The following is a 17,504-nucleotide window of genomic DNA, read 5'->3' on the forward strand; positions in this document are numbered from 1 at the left end:
ACCCTACCGATGCGGCGGTGACGCACATGCCGCTACACGGCCGTCCCGCCCGAGGGTGGGACCCACGTCACAACTGCCTCAGCCGCCGAGCGATTTCTCTCACATCACTCTCCGCCCCGGATGCCACGTCGACGACCAGCGTGTACGCCGTGTCCTGGTCCACGCCCGCGAGATCGACCCCGTTCACCGCGAGGAAGGTGGCAGTGGCCAGCCAGGCGGTGCGTTTGTTGCCGTCGACGAACGGGTGGTTCGTCGCGAGGGCGTGGAGGAGCGCCGCGGCCTGCTCGTGCGGATCCTCGTACGCCGCGGTGCCGAACATCCGGGCGCGGGGGCGGTGCACGGCCGAGGCCAGCAGGCCCGGCGCCCGGGTCTCGGGCGGCTGCCCGCCGAAGGCGACCTCGGCGATGGCCGTGACCTCGTCGACGGTGAGGTGCCGGGTCATTCGCCGAGCCTCCTCAGCAACTCGGCGTGCTCCCGCGCGATGCGCTCGGCGACGGCACGCACCAGCGTGCCCTCCTCGTGCAGGTGGCGGCGCAGCGCTTCCCGCGCAACCTCCTCCGGGGCGCGGTCCTGCGCGTCCGCGAGGTCGTGGAGAGCTTGGTGCACGTCGGGGTCGAGGCGGAGAACCAGTTCGGACATGGCGGGAGACTACTGTCGGCGATCACCCGACGACGACCGGTTTACGGGTCACCGCTCCCGGAGGCGGGTGGCTATCCAGACGCCCACCAGCGCCACCGCCGCCATCGGCAGGAACACCGCGGCGAAGGCGGCCGGGTGGGAGCCGGACGCCTCCGTCGCCGCGTGGCTGACGGTGCCGCCGCCGAGGGCGGCGAAAGCCGCGCCGCCGATCGCCAGCAGGAGGACGTTGGAGAGGCCGTCGGAGATCTGGAGGGCGGCGGAGTTGGTGCCGGCCTCCTCGGGGGCGGAGAGATGGAGCAGCAGCACGCTGGTGGAGGAGATCACCAGGCCCATGCCGAAGCAGCCGAACGCCCACGCGACCGCCAGCGTCCAGGCGGGCACGGCGTGGATCAGCACGCTCGGCGCGGCCGCGATGGCGAACGCGACCAGCAGCATCCCGGCGGTCATCAGCCGCTCCCGGTGCTGCTCCAGGCGGGGCCGGGACTGCACCCAGGAGCCCAGCGCCCAGGTGGCGCCGCCCGCCGCGAGGGAGAAGCCGGCCAGCGTCGGGCTGAGCCCCCGCTGGGTGACCAGCATCAGCGGGACGAAGGACTCCGCCGCGATGAAGGAGCCGGCGGCGACACCGCGCAGCAGCACCACCGACGGCAGACCGCGGGCCGCCCGCCAGGTGCCGGGCGGGAGCAGGCCGAGGACCGCGGGGACCAGCAGGGCCACGCCCAGCGCGCCCGGCAGCAGGGACAGCAGGCGCAGGTCCTGGGCGGCGTACTGGAGCAGGCCCGCGCCGACGGAGATCGCGAACGCCAGCCGGATGCGGCGGCGGTCGAAGGACGCCGGGGCCTCGGCGTCCCCGACCGGGCCGGCCGCGAGACGCCGGATCTGGGGCAGGGCGAGCGCCATCGGGAGCAGCACGATCACGGGTATGCCGAGGAACACCCAGCGCCAGCCGAGGTGCTCGGTCACCGCGCCGGAGGCGAGCGGACCGACGATGGACGGGACGACCCACGCGGCCGCGAACGCCGCCATGATCGCCGGGCGCAGCCGCTCCGGATAGGCGCGGCCGACGACGACGTACAGGGCGACGATCACCAGGCCGCCGCCGAGGCCCTGCACCGCCCGCCCCAGGATGAACAGCCACATCGCGCCCGCCGTGCCGCCGATCAGCAGCCCGGCCGCGAAGGAGGCGATGCCCCAGGTCAGCGGGGCGAGCGGGCCGCGCCGGTCGGACCACTGGCCGGACAGCACCATGCCGAACAGGCTGGTGGTGAAGTACCCGGAGAACGCGAACGCGTACAGCGGGACGCCGTTCAGCTCGCGGGCCGCGACGGGCATGGCCGTGCCCACCGCGGTCGCCTCGAAGGCGATCAGCAGCACCACGGAGACGACCCCGATGCTCAGCGCGCGGTACCGGCTGCTGAGGACGGTGTCGTCGGGGACGACGGCCGGGGCGGGCGCGCCGGCGGGCTCGGCGACACCCGTGTCGCGGGGGTTCGGGGCGGTCATGCCCGCCAGCGTAAGGGCCACGACCGTGTTTGACCCCTGTCGGGGGTCGGGTCCGGCACCGGGACCTTGGTCGTAGGACCGGCGCCTCCCCTTTGTGAACGGGGCATGGCAGTCACGTTGCACGCCACGGAGTTCCCTTGAGCCCCGCGAACCCACTCCGTACGGTCGACGTACCGGTTCGGGACGGTGAGGCGCCGCACGGCACCTCTCCCCCACCGACACGGCCGTGTGCCCGAGTGGTTCAGGGACTCGCCTGCAAAGCGAGTTACGCGGGTTCGATTCCCGCCACGGCCTCGGCGAAGGGCGGGGCGCTTCAGGCGCTCCGCCCTTCGACGCGCGCGGCGGTACGACTCACCCGCCGCGCTCCGGTGACACCGTGTCGAAGTGGCCCGCCCTCGTCGGGGCGACCCGCCTCAGAGCACCCCGCCCGCCTCGTCCTGGAAGAGCCGCGTCCAGTAGTGCCAGTCCGTGTCCGGGGTCGTGCCCGTGGGGTCGACCGAGGCGAGGACCTGGATCATCGTCAGGGCGAGCTGGTCGTAGGCGTCGCTGGTGAGGGCGTGGCCGGAGGCCTCGTCGAGGGAGCGCTCGCGGTGCAGGAGCCACAGCGTGAACGCCAGGGTGGAGATGTCCGTGTTCAGCGGGCGGAGCGCCCCGTCCCCCTCGCTCCAGCTGAGCACCGCTCCCGTCGCCCCGTCGACGACCAGGCTGTGGTCGTCGATCAGGTGCCCGACGCGTACCAGGCGGTCGGCGTGGGCGGGGAGGAGCGCCGGCGGGAAGCCGCCGCCGCAGTCGTCGGCCGCGTACTCCGTGAGCGTGCGCAGCGGCTGGTCGGTGTCCAGGGAGAACAGGAAGCCGTCCTCGGGCAGGCCCGTCTCGCGCAGGAAGCGGCGGGTCGGCTCGTGCGTGAGCGTCGCGGGGAAGTCGACGTCCTCGAAGCGGACCACGCCGCCCCGGCCGAACTCCTCGTCCAGCAGGCGCAGGGGGAGGTCCAGGGCGAGGCCGGAGGCCGTGCCGGGGCCCGCGACCAGGGCGAGGGGGCGGATCAGCGCCGCCATCCGCCAGAACGGCGCCGGCTCGCCGTCCGCGCCCTCCTCGAACACCGCGAGCAGTTGCCGTGAGGCCTCCGCGACCGCCTTGGTGCCGTACCGCCCGGCGTAGGCGGCGAACTGGCCGCGCAGTCCCGCCAGTTCGTCCGTGGCCGCGGCGAAGCGGACCAGGGTGGGCAGGGACGGGGCGAGCGGACGGCAGTCCATGAGGTCGGGCCGGTCGTGGACGTACGCGCTGGAGACCTCGCCGGTCGCGCCGTCGAGCAGCACCGCCTCCGGCTCCAGGCCCGCCGGGGCGGCGAACGCGCCGATGACGAGCTGGTCGCGCAGCGCGGGCGGCAGCCGGTCGGCGGCGCCCGTCGCCTCGGCGACCGTGTGCGGCCCGCCGGGGCGGGCCGGCTCCGTGAAGCGGAACAGGCCGGTGTCGCACGGCAGTCCGGGTCCGGTCAGCCAGCTCCGCGTCGACGCGTGCGTGACCTGGGGACCGAGGTCGTCCTCGGTGAGTGTGATCGCCCTCGCGACAACGGTGTCGGTCGTGCTCATGATTCCCCCGCGATACGTGTGCTCGGTCCCGGGCCCGCGAACGTCCCGCCCCGGGCAGGACGCCCCGCGCCCTGCCGGACACACGGCCGTCCCCCACTGCTCCGAAGAGTACGCGGCGCCACTGACAACGCCTCAGGACCGACAGGGCGCGACCGGCGCCCTGTCCTTCAAGACGCCCGGGAGGCCCCTCGCGTTGCCCGGATGCGGCGATCGCCCCGGAAATCGGCTCAGTTACCGGTGACCACGGCGGCCTGCGGGCGGATCGGCAGCCGGTTCACCGGCCGGCCGGTGGCGGCGCGCACGGCCGAGGCGATCGCGGCCGGCGAGGTCACCACCGGCACCGCGCTGACCGCCTTCGCGCCGAACGGCGCGACCACGTCCCGCTCCTCCACCAGCTTCACGATCCGGATGTCGGGCGCGTCCAGCGCCGTCGGCAGGGCGTACCCGGTGAGGTCGGGGTGGCGGATCAGACCGCGCGGGGTGCGCAGGTTCTCCGTGAGCGCGGCGCCCAGGCCCTGGGTCACGCCCGCCTCGATCCGCGCGGCGAGCTGCGCCGGGTTGAGCACCCGGCCCACGTCCTGCGCGACGGCCAGCTCCACCACCCGGACCGAGCCCAGCTCGATGTCGACGTCCACCACCGCGCGGATCGCGCAGAAGGAGATGCCGACGAAGGCGTCGCCCTGCCCCGCGTCGTCCAGCGGCTCGGTGGGGTGCGGCCGGCACTGCGCGGTCGCCCACAGCTCCTTGCCGTCCATCGCCTCGGTGACGGTCGTGGACAGCACCCCGTCGTACGAGGTGATCTTGCCGTCGGTGATCTGCAGCAGCTCGGTGGACATGCCGAACTTGTGCGCCAGCGGCTGGAGGAGCTGGGTGCGGACCATCTTGGCCGCGCGCTCCACCGCTCCGCCCGACACCCAGGTGTGGCGGCCGCGGCAGCCCGCCCCGGCCGGGGGCTGGTCGGTGTCGACGGGCACCACGTGCACCTCGTCGATGCCGAGGGTCTCCTGCACGATCTGCCGGGCCAGCGTGGAGAAGCCCTGCCCGGTCTCGACGGCCGCGCACAGCACGGTCGCCACGCCGTTCTGCACGCGCACGGTGGCCGTGGACACCTCGTCGGCGCCCTCCGCGCCCAGCATGTGCACCATGCCCAGGCCGTAGCCCACGCCCCGGCGCACCGCGGCCGGCTCGCCCGCGCCTTCGGGGCCGCCCGGCAGCAGCCACTCGTCCTCGGGGGTGTCCTTGGGCAGCGGGGGCAGCGGGAAGTCGCGTACGGCCTCCAGCAGTTCGGCGACGGGGGCGGGGCAGGTGACGGTCTGGCCGGTGGGCAGCACGTCGCCGGTGGCCATCACGTTGCGCAGGCGCACCTCGGCCGGGTCCAGGCCGAGCTTCTTGGCGAGCTTGTCCATCTGCGCCTCGTACGCGGCGCAGACCTGCATCGCGCCCTCGCCGCGCACATGGCCGGAGGGCGGGTTGTTGGTGCGCACCGCCCAGCCCTCGATGAAGGCGTTGGGCACGACGTACGGGCCGCACGCGAAGGCGACGGCCGCGGCCAGGGCGTCGGAGGAGGTGCCGGCGTAGGCGCCCGCGTCGAGCAGGATCTGCGCCTCGACCTTGACCAGCTTGCCCTCGGCGTCGGCGTGGTGGCGGTAGCGCAGCAGGGTGGGGTGGCGGTGGGTGTGGCCGAGGAAGGACTCCTCGCGCGTGGCGGCGAGCTTCACCGGGCAGCCGGTCTTCAGCGCGAGCAGCCCGAGGGGCAGCTGGAAGCTCTGGTCCTCGCGGTCGGCGGTGGCGCCGGGCACCCCGGTGACGACGATCTTGACCTGGTCCTGCTGGAGGCCGAACGCGGCGGCGGCGGTGTCCCGGTCGCCGTGCGGGTCGGTGGACGCCAGGTACAGCTCGACCCCGCCGTCCGGGCGGGGCACGGCGAGCCCGGCCTCGGCCCCTATGGGGGCGGGGTCCTGGCGGCCGATGCGGTACAGCCCCTCGACGACGACCTCGCCGACCGCCTCCGCGTCGCCGTGGCGCAGCGGGATGTGCCGGATCAGGTTGCCGTCGGGGTGCAGCGGTTCGGCCTCGAAGGCCTGCTCCGGGTCGGTCACCGGGTCGAGCACCTCGTACTCGACGATGACCGCGGCGGCGGCCATGCGCGCGGTGTCCGGGTGGTCGGCGGCGACGGCGGCCAGCGGCTCGCCGTGGTGGCGTACGACCTCGGAGGCGAAGACCGGGCGGTCGGCCTTGCCGCGGCCGGGCACCGGGGTGCCGGGGACGTCCTCGTGGGTGACGACCGCGCGGACGCCGGGCATCTCGCGCGCGTGCGTGGTGTCGATCGACGTGATGCGCGCGTGCGGGTGCGGGGAGCGCAGCACGGCGGCCCACAGCAGGCCCTCGGCCCACAGGTCGGCGGCGTACGGGAAGGTGCCCTCGGTCTTGGCGCGCGCGTCGGCGGCCGGGAGGGAGACGCCGAGTCCGCGCGGGGCGGCCTCCTCCTCGGGGGCCGCCTCGGCGGTCTGCACGGTGGCTGCCTCGTTGCTCACGCCTGGCCTCCGTCCTGGCCGTGGGGCTGGTCCTGCGGTGCGACGCCGAACGCCGAGGGGTTCACCCCGCCGGCGCCGGGGCCCGCCTGGTGCGGGATGCGGGGGGTGCCGTCGCCGTCGTCCGCCGCGGCCTCGGCGTGGGCCTCGCGTTCGGCGACGACCTCCTGCACGGCGTTCACCACGCCCCGGTAGCCGGAGCAGCGGCACAGGTTGCCGCACAGGGCCTGGCGGGTCTCCAGCTCGGTCGGGGCCGGGTTGCCCTCCAGCAGGTCGTGGACGGTCATCGCCATGCCGGGCACGCAGAAGCCGCACTGCACGGCGCCGCAGCGGGCGAGGGCGCGCTGCACGTCCGAGGGGCGGCCGTCCTGGGCCAGTCCCTCGACGGTGCGGACCTCGCTGCCGGCCGCGGTGACGGCGGGGACCAGGCAGGACGCGACGAGCCGGCCGTCCACCTGCACGTTGCACGCGCCGCACTCGCCCTGCGAGCAGCCGTCCTTGGCGCCCGCCAGGCCGAGCCGCTCGCGCAGCACGTAGAGCAGCGACTCGCCGATCCAGGCGTCGGTGACGGGCCGGTCGGTGCCGTTGACGCGGAGCACGTAGGAGGCGAGGGGGTGGTCCTCGTGGGGGGCCACGAGGACGTCGGCGACGGGAGCGTCCGGTGCGTCGGCGGCCTCCGGAGCGCCCGGACCGTCCGCGTCGGGGGCGTCGTCGCCGTCGGAGGGCTCCGGGGCCTCCGAGGGCCCTTCGGAGGGCTCGGCGGCCGCCTGGGCTTCCCCGGCGTCCTCGGGGGTGCCGTCGGCCTCGGACGCGCCGGAGGCGGGCTCCTCGGCGCCCTGGAGGGCGTGCGGGTGCTCGCGGCCTCCGGCGGCCTCGGCGTCACCGGCGTCCGCGCCGTCGCCGGACTGCCACGGCTGCTCGGGGTGTTCCTCGGCGGGCAGCGGCTGGGACGCGTGCGGTGCCTCGTGGGCGGGGGCGTCCTCGGCGGCGGGGCGCGCCTGCGGCTGGTCGCCGCCCTGCTGCCCGCCGTACGCGGGAGCGGCGCCGTGTTCGGCGCCCTGGGGGGCGTACGAGCCGGGCTGCTGTCCGTCGGCGCCGGGCTGCGGCGCGTACTCGTCGGCGGCGGGCCGCGGGTCGTGGGCGCCGGGCTGCTGCCCGTGCGGGCCCGCGCCCGTCCGCCCGTCGTGCTGCTCGTGGTCCTGCGGGACGCCGGGTACGCCCGGTCCCCACGGGGTGCCGATGGACTGCGACTCGGCCCAGGGGGCCGCGGCGCCGCCCGGGAGGGTCGCCGGAGGGGTGCCGCCCCACTGCTCGACCAGGGAGGACGTGGTGAACTCGCCGGACTCGTCCGGCAGGTCGCCGCCCGCCACGGGGATCGACCACTGCCCGGTGACGTCCTGCCCCGGCGCCTGGCCGTGCCCCTGGTGCTGCCCCGCGGGCTCCTGACCGTGGCCCTGCGCGTGGGGGTCGTAGGTCCACTGACCGCTCGCGCCGGGGTCGTAGCCGTACGGGTCGCCCGCCGCCGCGTCGTGCTCCGCGGACGCCGGGTCGTGCCACTGGGCACCGTCGACGGGGGCGCCGGGCGCGGCCCAGCTGCCGGTGGCCGCCGGGTCGGTGCCCGCCGTGGTGGCCGGCGTGACCGTTATCTGCGGCGGGACGTAACCGTGGCCGGGCGCGGCCAGCGGGCTCTCCATGGCGTCCAGCAGGGCGTCGATGCCGCCCTCCGGGAGGTTCACGAAGGCCGTGGCGCCGTCGTCGTAGTCGCCCTGCGGCAGCGGGTCCCAGCGGCTGCCGCCCGGAGGCGTGCCGCCCTGTCCGTGCTGGTCGTCGGTCACGACAACGCCCTCCCCAGTGCTCGTCGGGCCAGCGCGGCGACGGTGCGCCGCAGGTGCAGTACCGCGGGCGGCAGCGGCGGAACGGTGCCGTCCTCGCCGGGCGCGGCGTCGGGGATGCAGGCCGCGGCGACGTACTCCCCGAACGCGCTGAGCGCCTCCGGCACGATCGCGCGGTTGTTGTCCCAGTCGATGAGCTGCGCGACCCACTGCTCGGCGTCCAGGGGCCGCAGCGGCATCGGCGCTATGGCGCCCACCGCGCAGCGCACCCCGCGCCGGGCGGGGTCAAGCACGAGGGCGACGGAGGCGACCGCGCGGCCGGGTCCGGTGCGGCCGGTCGCCTTCAGGAAGACCTGGGGGGCGTGCAGCAGCGGCACGCGCACATAGCCGATCAGCTCGCCGGGGCGCAGGACGTCCATGCCGGCCAGCAGGTGCGACACCGGGACCTCGCGGCGGGCGCCGCCCGTGCCCGCGACGATCAGCGTCGCCTCCAGGGCGGCCAGCACGGGCAGGGCGTCCCCGGTGGGGGCGGCGGAGGCGATGTTGCCGCCGAGGGTGCCGGCGTTGCGGATGTGCGGGGGTCCCGCGGCCCGCGCGGCGGCGGCGAGCGCCGGGATGAGCGCGGCGAAGTCGGGGCGTCCCATGCGCGCGTGGGTGAGTCCGGCGCCGAGCAGCGCGTGTCCGTCCAGGTACTGCCAGCCGCGGATCTCGCTGATCTTGCCGAGGCCGACCAGCGCGGCGGGCCTGAGCTGCCCGGAGTTGACGGCGGCCATCAGGTCGGTGCCGCCCGCCACGGGCACGGCGGCGGGCATGGCGGTGAGCGCCGCCACGGCCTCGTCCAGCGTCGTGGGCAGCGTCACGGCCTGCGCCGCCTGCGGTGCGTGCGTGCTCAAAACCGGCTGCCCCTTCCCGCTGCCCCACCTGGTCCCACCCGTGCGCCGTACGGTACGTGCTGACAGGGCGGACGTGGCAACTCTGGCACATCTTGGCAGGTGCCGAGGACGGGGGTCCGCTAGGAGGCATTCGCCCGCCTGGGCCCGTACCTGGCCGACTCCGTCCCCGAATCGCCGCGGCGCCGCGCAATCACAGGCTTCGCAGGCTCTTGTGCCGTTATGGCCCGACCTGTTCGGCCCGCAGCGAACGCGGGGGGCACGGGTCGTCCCCCGGGGCGGAGGAGCACCGGGGGACGGCCGGGACACGCGCGACGGGGGCGCGTCTACACCGCGGGCGGAGGCCCGTCGACCGGGCGGCCGAGGACGCCCGGGCGGCGCTGCCACGGACGCGGGCCGCCGGGCGGACGGTAGGCGACGCCGAGGGCGTCCAGGCGCCGGTAGTGCTCGGTCATGCGCCGCTCGAAGCCGGGGAAGTCCCGGTCGGCGGGGGCGGGCAGCTCGCTCCAGGCGACCTCGGCCAGCGCGGCGAGCCGGGGGAACGTCTGGTAGTCGACCCGCCCCTGGTCCTCCATCACCTCGGTCCACACGTTGGCCTGCGTGCCCAGCACGCGCGTCCGCTCCTCGGGCGTCAGCTCCGCCGGGACCGGCTCGAAGCGGTAGACGTCCTCCAGGGTGCGCACGTACCCGATCGGCACCGGCTCGTCGGGGCCCGCGTCCTGGCGGTGGTCCAGGTAGACCTGCTGTTCGGGGCACATCACCACGTCGTGGCCCGCGCGGGCCGCGGTGACCCCGCCCGCGTAGCCGCGCCAGGACGACACGGCGGCGCCCGGCGCGAGTCCGCCCTGGAGGATCTCGTCCCAGCCGATGAGCCGCCGCCCGCGTTCGGCCAGCCAGCGGCCGAAGTGGCCGATGAACCAGGACTGCAGGGCGTCCTCGTCGGCGAGCCCGAGGGACGCGATCTGTTCGCGCGCGGTGGGCGAGGCGCGCCACTGGTCCTTGACGCATTCGTCGCCGCCGATGTGCACGAACGGCGAGAACGGCCCGGCGTCGGCGGGGAACAGGTCCAGGACTTCCTCCAGCACCCCCTCGTAGAAGCGCAGGGTGTCCTCGGTGGGGGCGAGGACGTTCGGATTGATGCCCCAGGTGTCCCAGACGGTCAGCGCGGCGGTGTCGGCGACGTCGGAGTTCCCGAGTTCCGGATACGCGGCGATGGCGGCCTGCGAGTGCCCGGGCACGTCGATTTCGGGGACGACGCCGATATGCCGTTCGGCGGCGTAGGCGACGATCTCCCGGAGATCGTCCTGGGTGTAGTGGCCGCCGTGCGGCCGGTCGTCCCAGAGCGGCGAGGCGCGGTGGCCGATTTTGGTGCGGGCACGCCAGGATCCGACCTCGGTGAGGCGCGGATACCGCTGGATCTCGACGCGCCAGCCCTGGTCGTCCGTCAGATGCAGATGCAGCACGTTGAGTTTGTGCGCGGACATCAGATCGAGATAACGCAGCACGCCTTCCTTCGGCATGAAATGGCGTGCCACGTCGAGCATCAGCCCGCGCCAGCGGAAGCGGGGCGCGTCCTCGACGGTCAGGTGCGGCACCGTCCACACCCGGTCGCGGCGGACGGGCGCCCTGCGGAACGCGTCGGCGCCGAGGAGCTGCCGCAGCGTCTGCGCGCCGTGCAGCACGCCCGCCGCGTCGCCGCCCTCGACGAGCACGCCCGTACGGTCGCTGACGAGCCGGTACGCCTCGGGAGCGAGCCCCGGCGCGAGCGCGAGCCGGACGCCGTCACGCGCCTCGGCGGGCTCCCGCGCCTCCCGCCAGGGCAGCCCGGTGGCGGCCCGCAGCACGCCCCCGAGCCACCGCCCCACGCCCTCCGTCCCGGCGCCGGCGTACAGCCCCGAGTCCTCCGTCAGGCGGGTCTCCCCGGCGCCGGCGACGACGCCACGGGGCGCCGGAATCAGTGCGGTCGGCATCACGTCAGTCCTTTACCGCGCCGCCCAGTCCGGAGACCAGACGCCGCTGCACGAGTACGAAGAAGATCAGCACGGGAATCGTCATCACGGTGGACGCCGCCATCACCCCGCCCCAGTCGGGGTCGTCGGGTTTGTAGAACACCAGCAGCGCCATCGGCAGGGTCGACCGGGAGATGTCGCTGATGATGAACGACTTGGCGAACAGGAAGTCGTTCCAGGCGGAGATGAACGAGAACACACTGGTGGCCACGAGGCCCGGCAGGACGAGCGGGAAAAGGATCTGCCAAAGGAACCGCGCACGGCTCGCGCCGTCCATGTACGCGGCCTCCTCCAGCGCCTCCGGAACGCCCTTCACGAACCCCCTGAGCATCCAGATCGCGAAGGGCAGCGAGAAGGCGATGTGCGGCAGGATCAGCGACCACAGGGTGTTCAGCTGGCCGAGATCCCGCATCACGAAGAACAGGGGGATCGTCAGCGCCTCCACGGGCACCATCTGGGCCACCAGAAACATGATCAGCAGGGTGGTCCGCAAACGGAACCGGAATCGCGTCACGGCGGTCGCGGCGAGAAACGCGATGAACGCGGAGGCGATCACCACGGCGACCGCGACGACGACGCTGTTGAGGAAGTAACGGCCGAAGTCCTGCTGCCCGAACACCCGCCGGAACGAGTCGAGCGTCGGTGCGAGCGTCCACGGCCGCGGCTCGCTCGACTCGATCTCCCCGGCCGGCTTGAAGGCGCTCAGCACCATCCAGTACAGCGGGAAGGCCACCACGGCGGCGACGACCAGGGCGGTCGCCTCGGCCGCCGTCCGGCCCGGGCGGCGCGTGAACCGGCGCAGAAGATTCACCCGGGATTCCCCGTCCTGCCTCACGAGACTCACAGTTCCTCCCCCTGGCGGCGCAGCAGCCGCAGGTACACCAGCGTCACGGCGAGCAGGATCAGCAGCATCACCACGCCGATCGCGGCGCCCAGGCTGTACTGCGAGGACGCGAACGCCTTCTGGTACGCGTACACGTTGAGCACCAGGTTCTGTCCCGCGATGCCCCCGCCGCCCGTCATGACGTAGATCTGCGTGAAGACCTTGAAGTCCCAGATGACCGACTGGATGGTCACGACCACCAGGATCGGGCGGAGCATCGGCGCGAGCACCGACCGCCAGATCCGCCACTGCGAGGCCCCGTCCAGGGCGGCCGCCTCCAGCACCTCGGCGGGCACGGCGCGGATGCCCGCGTAGACGGTGACCATCACGAACGGGAAGGAGCACCACACCACTTCGAGCAGCACCAGGAAGAACGCGCTGAACCGCCCGTACGTCCAGGAGTGGTCGCCGAGCCCCAGCACCCGGTTGACCGGGCCGAAGTCGGCGTCGAAGAGGAACAGCCACACCGTGGACCCGGTGATCGCCGGCGTCGCCCAGGCGCCCAGCGCGGCCAGCATCAACGCCAGCCGCGGCACCGCCCGCACCCGGGTGAGCAGCACGGCGAGCGCACATCCCACGGCCAGCGTGGAGACGACACAGGCCGCCGCGAACACCACGGTGGCCAGCAGCACCTCCCAGAACTGCCCGTCCCCGAACAGCTCGGTGTAGTTCCCGAACCCCTCGAAGGTGGTCGGCTCCCCGCCACTGACCTGAGCCTGGGTGTAGTGGAAGACGGAGATCAGCCCGAGCTGGTAGATCGGGTAGGCGAGCAACCCCCCGAGCACCACGAGCGCCGGCGCGAGATACAGCCACGGGGTCCGGGAACGCCCTGCTTGGGGGCGCGGGGAACTGCGCGCCGAGCCCCCACCGGCCCGCACCCGCGACCGCTCGAGAACCCCCGACCCAGTAGGCACCGTCATCCGACGGACCCGAACGCGTCGTTCATCTTCTTCGCAGCGTCCGCCGCGGCGGAGTCCACATCCTTCTTGCCGGACACGACCTCCTGGAACATCGTCGGCAGCACCTGCCCCGCGTCGATCTGCGCCCACGCCGGCGACGCCGGCACGAACTTCGTGTCAGCCGCGAGCGTCTCGACGAACGGCTTCACGAAGGCCTCCTTCGCGGCCACCTGCTGCCGCACGTCGGAGAAGGTCGGCAGAAAGCCCATCGCCTCGAACAGCTCGCCCTGCGCCTCCTTGGACGCGAGCCGCTTCATCAGGTCGACGGCGAGGGTGCGGTGGGTGGTGGACTTCACCACACCGAGGTTGTTGCCGCCGGCGAACGCGGGAGCGATCGACCCGGCCTTCACGCCCGGCAGCGGCACGACCGCGTACGCGCCCTTGACCGTGCCGGCCTCCACGGCGGCGTGGCTGAAGTCGCCGCCGATCGCCATGGCCGCCTTGCCCGCGGCGAAGGCGGTGATCGTGTCGTTGCCGGTCATCGCGGCGCACTTGGCGGCCGGGCAGTTGTCGTCGCCGAACAGCGAGGTGTACGCCTCGATGCCCTTGCGCGCGGCGGCACTGTCGATGGCGGCGGCGTACGACCCTCCCTTGCCGGTGGCGAGTTCGCCGCCGTGGGCCCAGATGAAGGGCATCGCGCCGTAGGTGTAGGCGCCGCCGACGGCGAGCCCGTACAGCTCGGGCTTCGCGGCGCGGATCCGCTTCGCCGTGGAGATCAGCTCGGCCTGGGTCCTCGGGACGTCCAGGCCCAGCTCCTCGAACACGTCGGTGCGGTAGTACAGCGCGCGGACGCCGACGAAGTAGGGGACGCCGTAGACCCTGCCGCCGACCGTGACGGACTGGCGGGCGGTGGGGTCGGTGTCCTCGGCCTCGTCCCAGGCGCGGAAGTCCTCGGTGACGTCGGCGAGTCCGCCGTCCTTCACATAGCCCGCGGTGTCGGTGTTGCCGTACTCGATGAGGTCGGGCGCGGACCCGGGGTCGTTGAAGGCGGCCTTGATGCGCTGGGCGCGGGTCTCGACGGGGATGTACTCGACGGTGACCTCGGCGCCCTCGTGCTCCTTCTCGAACTCGGCGAGGACGGAGTCGACGACCTGTTCCTTGGGCGTGTTGTTGACCTCCTGGAAGAGCCAGACGCGCAGGGTGCCGGTCTTCTCGTCCTTGTCGGAGGAGGAGGTGCCGGAGGTCTGAGGGGCGCAGGCGGCGGTGGCGAGGACGGCCGCGACGGCGACCATGCGGATGGACAGCTTCATGGAGTGCTCCTCCGAGCGCGTTGCAGCATATGCAATGGCGATTTCGCTGTGCACAACACACCGGAGGCTAGGGACTGGGTGAACCACGCCACAAGAGGTCTCCACCACTCTGTGACCGGCCGGCGCACCCTGCGCAACGGGCAAGCAGCACAAAGGCCCCCGCGGGCACGCAAAGCGCACCCCGGGGGCCTCGGAGGACTCGGACCGGCGTCAGGAGGGGAGGGGGACTACGAGGGGGACTACTTGTCGCCCTTGCCCTTGTCGTCGCCGCCGTCGCCCATGGACTCGTAGATCTCCTTGCACATGGGGCAGACCGGGTACTTCTTCGGGTCGCGGCCGGGCACCCACACCTTGCCGCACAGCGCCACGACGGGAGTGCCGTCGAGGGCGCTCGCCATGATCTTGTCCTTCTGGACGTAGTGGGCGAAGCGCTCGTGGTCACCGTCGCCGTGGGAGGTCTGCGGCGTCGGCTCGACGAGGGTCCCCGTACCAGTCCCGCGCTCGGGCTCAAGAGTGCTCATAACTGCCAAGGGTACTGAAGCCCGCCCGGCTCAGTTGAGCGAAGGGTCGTCCGGATACGTGGCGACCATCGCCAGCTCGTTGCGCTGCCGGCGCAGCACCTCGCGCCAGAGCCGCTCGGGCACCGGACAGGACACGTCACCGGGCTCGGACTCCACCACGTACCAGGCGCCGTCGACCAGCTCGTCCTCCAGCTGGCCGGGGCCCCAGCCCGCGTAGCCGGCGAAGATCCGCAGCGAGCCGAGGACGGAGGCGAGCAGCTCCGGCGGCGCCTCCAGGTCGACCAGGCCGATCGCGCCGTGCACCCGGCGCCAGCCCAGCGGCGGCTCCTCCCCCGCCGCCCCGCCCGGGACGACGGCGACGCCGAGGGCCGAGTCCAGCGACACCGGGCCGCCCTGGAACACCACGCCGGGTTCGCCGGCCAGGTCCGCCCAGCCCTCCAGGATGTCGCCCACGTCCACCGGGGTCGGCCGGTTGAGGACGACGCCGAGGGAGCCCTCCTCGTCGTGGTCGAGAAGGAGCACCACCGCGCGGTCGAAGTTCGGGTCCGCCAGAGCGGGAGTGGCCACGAGCAGCCGCCCTGTGAGCGAGGACACCTCGGTCATGCCAGACATGATCCCGCATCTTCCCGCCGCGCGGGGAGGCAATGCGGGTGACGGAGTGAACACGGCCGCCGCGCGCGAGAGCTTCCTGGTCGGGCGTCGTCCGGCCGAGGTGAAGGGGTGCGGACGGGCGGCCGGGAGCGCGCCCGGCGCACGGCCGCCCGTGGTGACCCCGCGTGGCCGCCGGGGAACGGTTCGTGTTGTGACAGACCCATGACGTCCCCGGGGCGTCCTCAGGCTTACGGAAGGGGGGTGGAGGGCGATTACCCTTTCCCTTCTGACCCTCTGCCCCACTCCACGGAACGCGAGATTCATGACCGTCAACGACGTCGATGACGTACTGCTTGTCCACGGCGGAACCCCGCTGGAGGGCGAGATCCGGGTCCGCGGTGCGAAGAACCTCGTACCGAAGGCCATGGTCGCCGCGCTGCTGGGAAGCTCACCGAGCCGGCTGCGCAACGTCCCGGACATCCGTGACGTCCGGGTCGTCCGGGGTCTGCTGCAGCTGCACGGCGTGACGGTCCGTCCGGGCGAGGAGCCCGGCGAGCTGGTGCTCGACCCCACGTACGTGGAGAGCGCCAACGTCGCTGACATCGATGCCCACGCCGGTTCCTCGCGCATCCCGATCCTGTTCTGCGGTCCGCTGCTGCACCGCCTCGGGCACGCGTTCATCCCGGGCCTCGGCGGCTGCGACATCGGCGGACGCCCCATCGACTTCCACTTCGACGTGCTGCGGCAGTTCGGCGCGACGATCGAGAAGCGCGCGGACGGCCAGTACCTGGAGGCCCCGCAGCGGCTGCGCGGCACCAAGATCCGGCTGCCGTACCCGTCCGTCGGCACCACCGAGCAGGTGCTGCTCACGGCGGTTCTCGCGGAGGGCGTCACCGAGCTGTCCAACGCGGCGGTGGAGCCGGAGATCGAGGACCTGATCTGCGTCCTGCAGAAGATGGGCGCCATCATCGCGATGGACACCGACCGGACGATCCGCATCACCGGTGTGGACAAGCTCGGCGGCTACACCCACCGCGCCCTGCCGGACCGCCTGGAGGCCGCCTCCTGGGCGTCCGCGGCGCTCGCCACCGAGGGCAACATCTACGTCCACGGCGCCCAGCAGCGCTCGATGATGACGTTCCTCAACACCTACCGGAAGGTCGGCGGCGCCTTCGAGATCGACGACGAGGGCATCCGCTTCTGGCACCCGGGCGGGCAGTTGAAGTCCATCGCCCTGGAGACGGACGTGCACCCCGGCTTCCAGACCGACTGGCAGCAGCCGCTGGTGGTCGCCCTGACGCAGGCCACGGGCCTGTCCATCATCCACGAGACGGTCTACGAGTCCCGTCTGGGCTTCACGTCCGCGCTCAACCAGATGGGCGCCCACATCCAGCTCTACCGCGAGTGCCTGGGCGGCTCCGACTGCCGCTTCGGCCAGCGCAACTTCCTGCACTCGGCGGTCGTCTCCGGCCCGACGAAGCTCCAGGGCGCGGACCTCGTGATCCCCGACCTGCGCGGCGGCTTCTCGTACCTGATCGCGGCCCTGGCCGCCCAGGGCACCTCCCGCGTCCACGGCATCGGCCTGATCAACCGCGGCTACGAGAACTTCATGGAGAAGCTCTCCGAACTGGGCGCGAAGGTGGAACTCCCGGGCAAGGCCCTCGGCTGACCCCCGGCCCGCGAACGCCGATGGGGCGGTCACCCGACTCGGGTGACCGCCCCATCGGCGTTCACTGCAACGCCCCGAAAGGGGCGCGGGGAACTGCGCGACCGGCCACGAGCGGCCGGCACACGGCACGGGCGCCCAGCCCGAACGGCGCTGACCCGCTCGGGCGTGAGGCGCCCGCAGAGGCGCCTTACTTGCCCTTGGCCGCTTCCTTCAGCTTCGAGCCCGCCGACACCTTCACGCTGTAACCCGCGGGGATCTGGATCGGCTCACCGGTCTGCGGGTTGCGCGCGGTGCGCGCAGCGCGGTGGGTGCGCTCGAAGGTCAGGAAGCCGGGGATGGTGACCTTCTCGTCGCCCTTGGAGACGATGTCGCCGACGACGTCGGCGAACGCGGCCAGCACGGCGTCGGCGTCCTTGCGGGTCACCTCGGCGCGGTCGGCCAGCGCGGCCACCAGCTCACTGCGGTTCATGTTCTTACTCCCGTGTTCTTCTTGCCGTTGAGGCGTGCCACGCGGCGGAGCCGCATGTCGGGCACGGCGAAAGCCGATGCTGCCAGGTTCCTCGGTGAGTCCCCGGACCCGGGTCCTTCGTCGGACCCTCGCGCCCAGGGACGCATCCTGCCTCTACCTGCGGCGGTAATGC

Annotated in this window: 15 protein-coding genes and 1 tRNA gene; 2 read left to right on the forward strand and 14 right to left on the reverse strand. The window is 73.4% G+C overall.

From position 1 onward, the window contains the following. Positions 1-67: 67 nt before the first annotated feature. The 3 genes from ACP7TJ_RS12170 to ACP7TJ_RS12180 are packed head-to-tail and all read right to left on the reverse strand — an operon-like array spanning position 68 to position 2,139. Positions 68-442 carry a type II toxin-antitoxin system death-on-curing family toxin gene (locus ACP7TJ_RS12170; RefSeq protein ID WP_189912457.1) on the reverse strand — a complete coding sequence of 125 codons (375 nt, stop codon included), beginning with the start codon at positions 440-442 and terminating at the stop codon, positions 68-70. Next, complete coding sequence (locus ACP7TJ_RS12175) at positions 439-639, reverse strand: hypothetical protein (protein ID WP_037639831.1); 201 nt, start codon at positions 637-639, stop codon at positions 439-441. Before ACP7TJ_RS12175 ends, ACP7TJ_RS12170 begins: the two co-directional genes overlap by 4 nt. A 48-nt stretch (positions 640-687) precedes the next feature. Next, positions 688-2,139 carry an MFS transporter gene (locus ACP7TJ_RS12180; protein WP_386002463.1) on the reverse strand — a complete coding sequence of 484 codons (1,452 nt, stop codon included), beginning with the start codon at positions 2,137-2,139 and terminating at the stop codon, positions 688-690. 222 nt (positions 2,140-2,361) lie between these two features. Between ACP7TJ_RS12180 and ACP7TJ_RS12185 the strand changes: the two genes are divergently transcribed. Continuing rightward, a tRNA-Cys gene (locus tag ACP7TJ_RS12185) sits at positions 2,362-2,433 on the forward strand. 119 nt (positions 2,434-2,552) lie between these two features. Here ACP7TJ_RS12185 and ACP7TJ_RS12190 read toward each other — a convergent pair. The 10 genes from ACP7TJ_RS12190 to ACP7TJ_RS12235 form a co-directional block, all read right to left on the reverse strand. Further along, entirely contained in the window at positions 2,553-3,728 is a 1,176-nt protein-coding gene (locus ACP7TJ_RS12190) for an SUKH-4 family immunity protein (RefSeq protein WP_189912459.1), read from the reverse strand. Between the two features lie 227 nt (positions 3,729-3,955). Next, positions 3,956-6,262, reverse strand: coding sequence for a xanthine dehydrogenase family protein molybdopterin-binding subunit (locus tag ACP7TJ_RS12195; protein ID WP_167741925.1), 2,307 nt, complete (start codon positions 6,260-6,262; stop codon positions 3,956-3,958). Next, entirely contained in the window at positions 6,259-8,094 is a 1,836-nt protein-coding gene (locus ACP7TJ_RS12200) for a 2Fe-2S iron-sulfur cluster-binding protein (protein WP_427763123.1), read from the reverse strand. The genes ACP7TJ_RS12195 and ACP7TJ_RS12200 overlap by 4 nt, the downstream gene beginning before the upstream one ends. Continuing rightward, entirely contained in the window at positions 8,091-8,984 is an 894-nt protein-coding gene (locus ACP7TJ_RS12205; RefSeq protein ID WP_093767098.1) for an FAD binding domain-containing protein, read from the reverse strand. Before ACP7TJ_RS12205 ends, ACP7TJ_RS12200 begins: the two co-directional genes overlap by 4 nt. 323 nt (positions 8,985-9,307) lie before the next feature. Further along, positions 9,308-10,951 (reverse strand): beta-N-acetylhexosaminidase, encoded by a 1,644-nt coding sequence (locus ACP7TJ_RS12210; protein WP_427763125.1) that lies wholly within the window; start codon positions 10,949-10,951, stop codon positions 9,308-9,310. A 4-nt stretch (positions 10,952-10,955) separates the two neighbouring features. Continuing rightward, a complete protein-coding gene (locus ACP7TJ_RS12215) occupies positions 10,956-11,801 on the reverse strand; it encodes a carbohydrate ABC transporter permease (RefSeq protein ID WP_093767096.1) in 846 nt (281 codons plus the stop codon). Between the two features lie 29 nt (positions 11,802-11,830). Beyond that, complete coding sequence (locus ACP7TJ_RS12220; RefSeq protein WP_427763127.1) at positions 11,831-12,793, reverse strand: carbohydrate ABC transporter permease; 963 nt, start codon at positions 12,791-12,793, stop codon at positions 11,831-11,833. Continuing rightward, positions 12,790-14,082 carry an extracellular solute-binding protein gene (locus tag ACP7TJ_RS12225; protein WP_427763128.1) on the reverse strand — a complete coding sequence of 431 codons (1,293 nt, stop codon included), beginning with the start codon at positions 14,080-14,082 and terminating at the stop codon, positions 12,790-12,792. Before ACP7TJ_RS12225 ends, ACP7TJ_RS12220 begins: the two co-directional genes overlap by 4 nt. Before the next feature lie 239 nt (positions 14,083-14,321). Further along, entirely contained in the window at positions 14,322-14,603 is a 282-nt protein-coding gene (locus tag ACP7TJ_RS12230; protein ID WP_006134439.1) for a DUF3039 domain-containing protein, read from the reverse strand. Between the two features lie 30 nt (positions 14,604-14,633). After that, positions 14,634-15,206: a YqgE/AlgH family protein gene (locus ACP7TJ_RS12235; RefSeq protein WP_167741930.1), complete on the reverse strand. Its 573-nt coding sequence runs from the start codon at positions 15,204-15,206 to the stop codon at positions 14,634-14,636. Between the two features lie 310 nt (positions 15,207-15,516). Here ACP7TJ_RS12235 and murA point away from each other — a divergent pair, with 310 nt between their 5' ends. Further along, on the forward strand, positions 15,517-16,863 hold the full coding sequence (gene murA, locus ACP7TJ_RS12240) for a UDP-N-acetylglucosamine 1-carboxyvinyltransferase (protein WP_093767092.1): 1,347 nt from the start codon (positions 15,517-15,519) through the stop codon (positions 16,861-16,863). Between the two features lie 187 nt (positions 16,864-17,050). Here murA and ACP7TJ_RS12245 read toward each other — a convergent pair whose 3' ends face one another. After that, on the reverse strand, positions 17,051-17,332 hold the full coding sequence (locus ACP7TJ_RS12245; RefSeq protein WP_003990598.1) for an HU family DNA-binding protein: 282 nt from the start codon (positions 17,330-17,332) through the stop codon (positions 17,051-17,053). Positions 17,333-17,504 lie beyond the last annotated feature (172 nt).

It is taken from the genome of Streptomyces sp. DSM 41931 (assembly GCF_050271085.1).
GTDB lineage: Bacteria > Actinomycetota > Actinomycetes > Streptomycetales > Streptomycetaceae > Streptomyces > Streptomyces albogriseolus.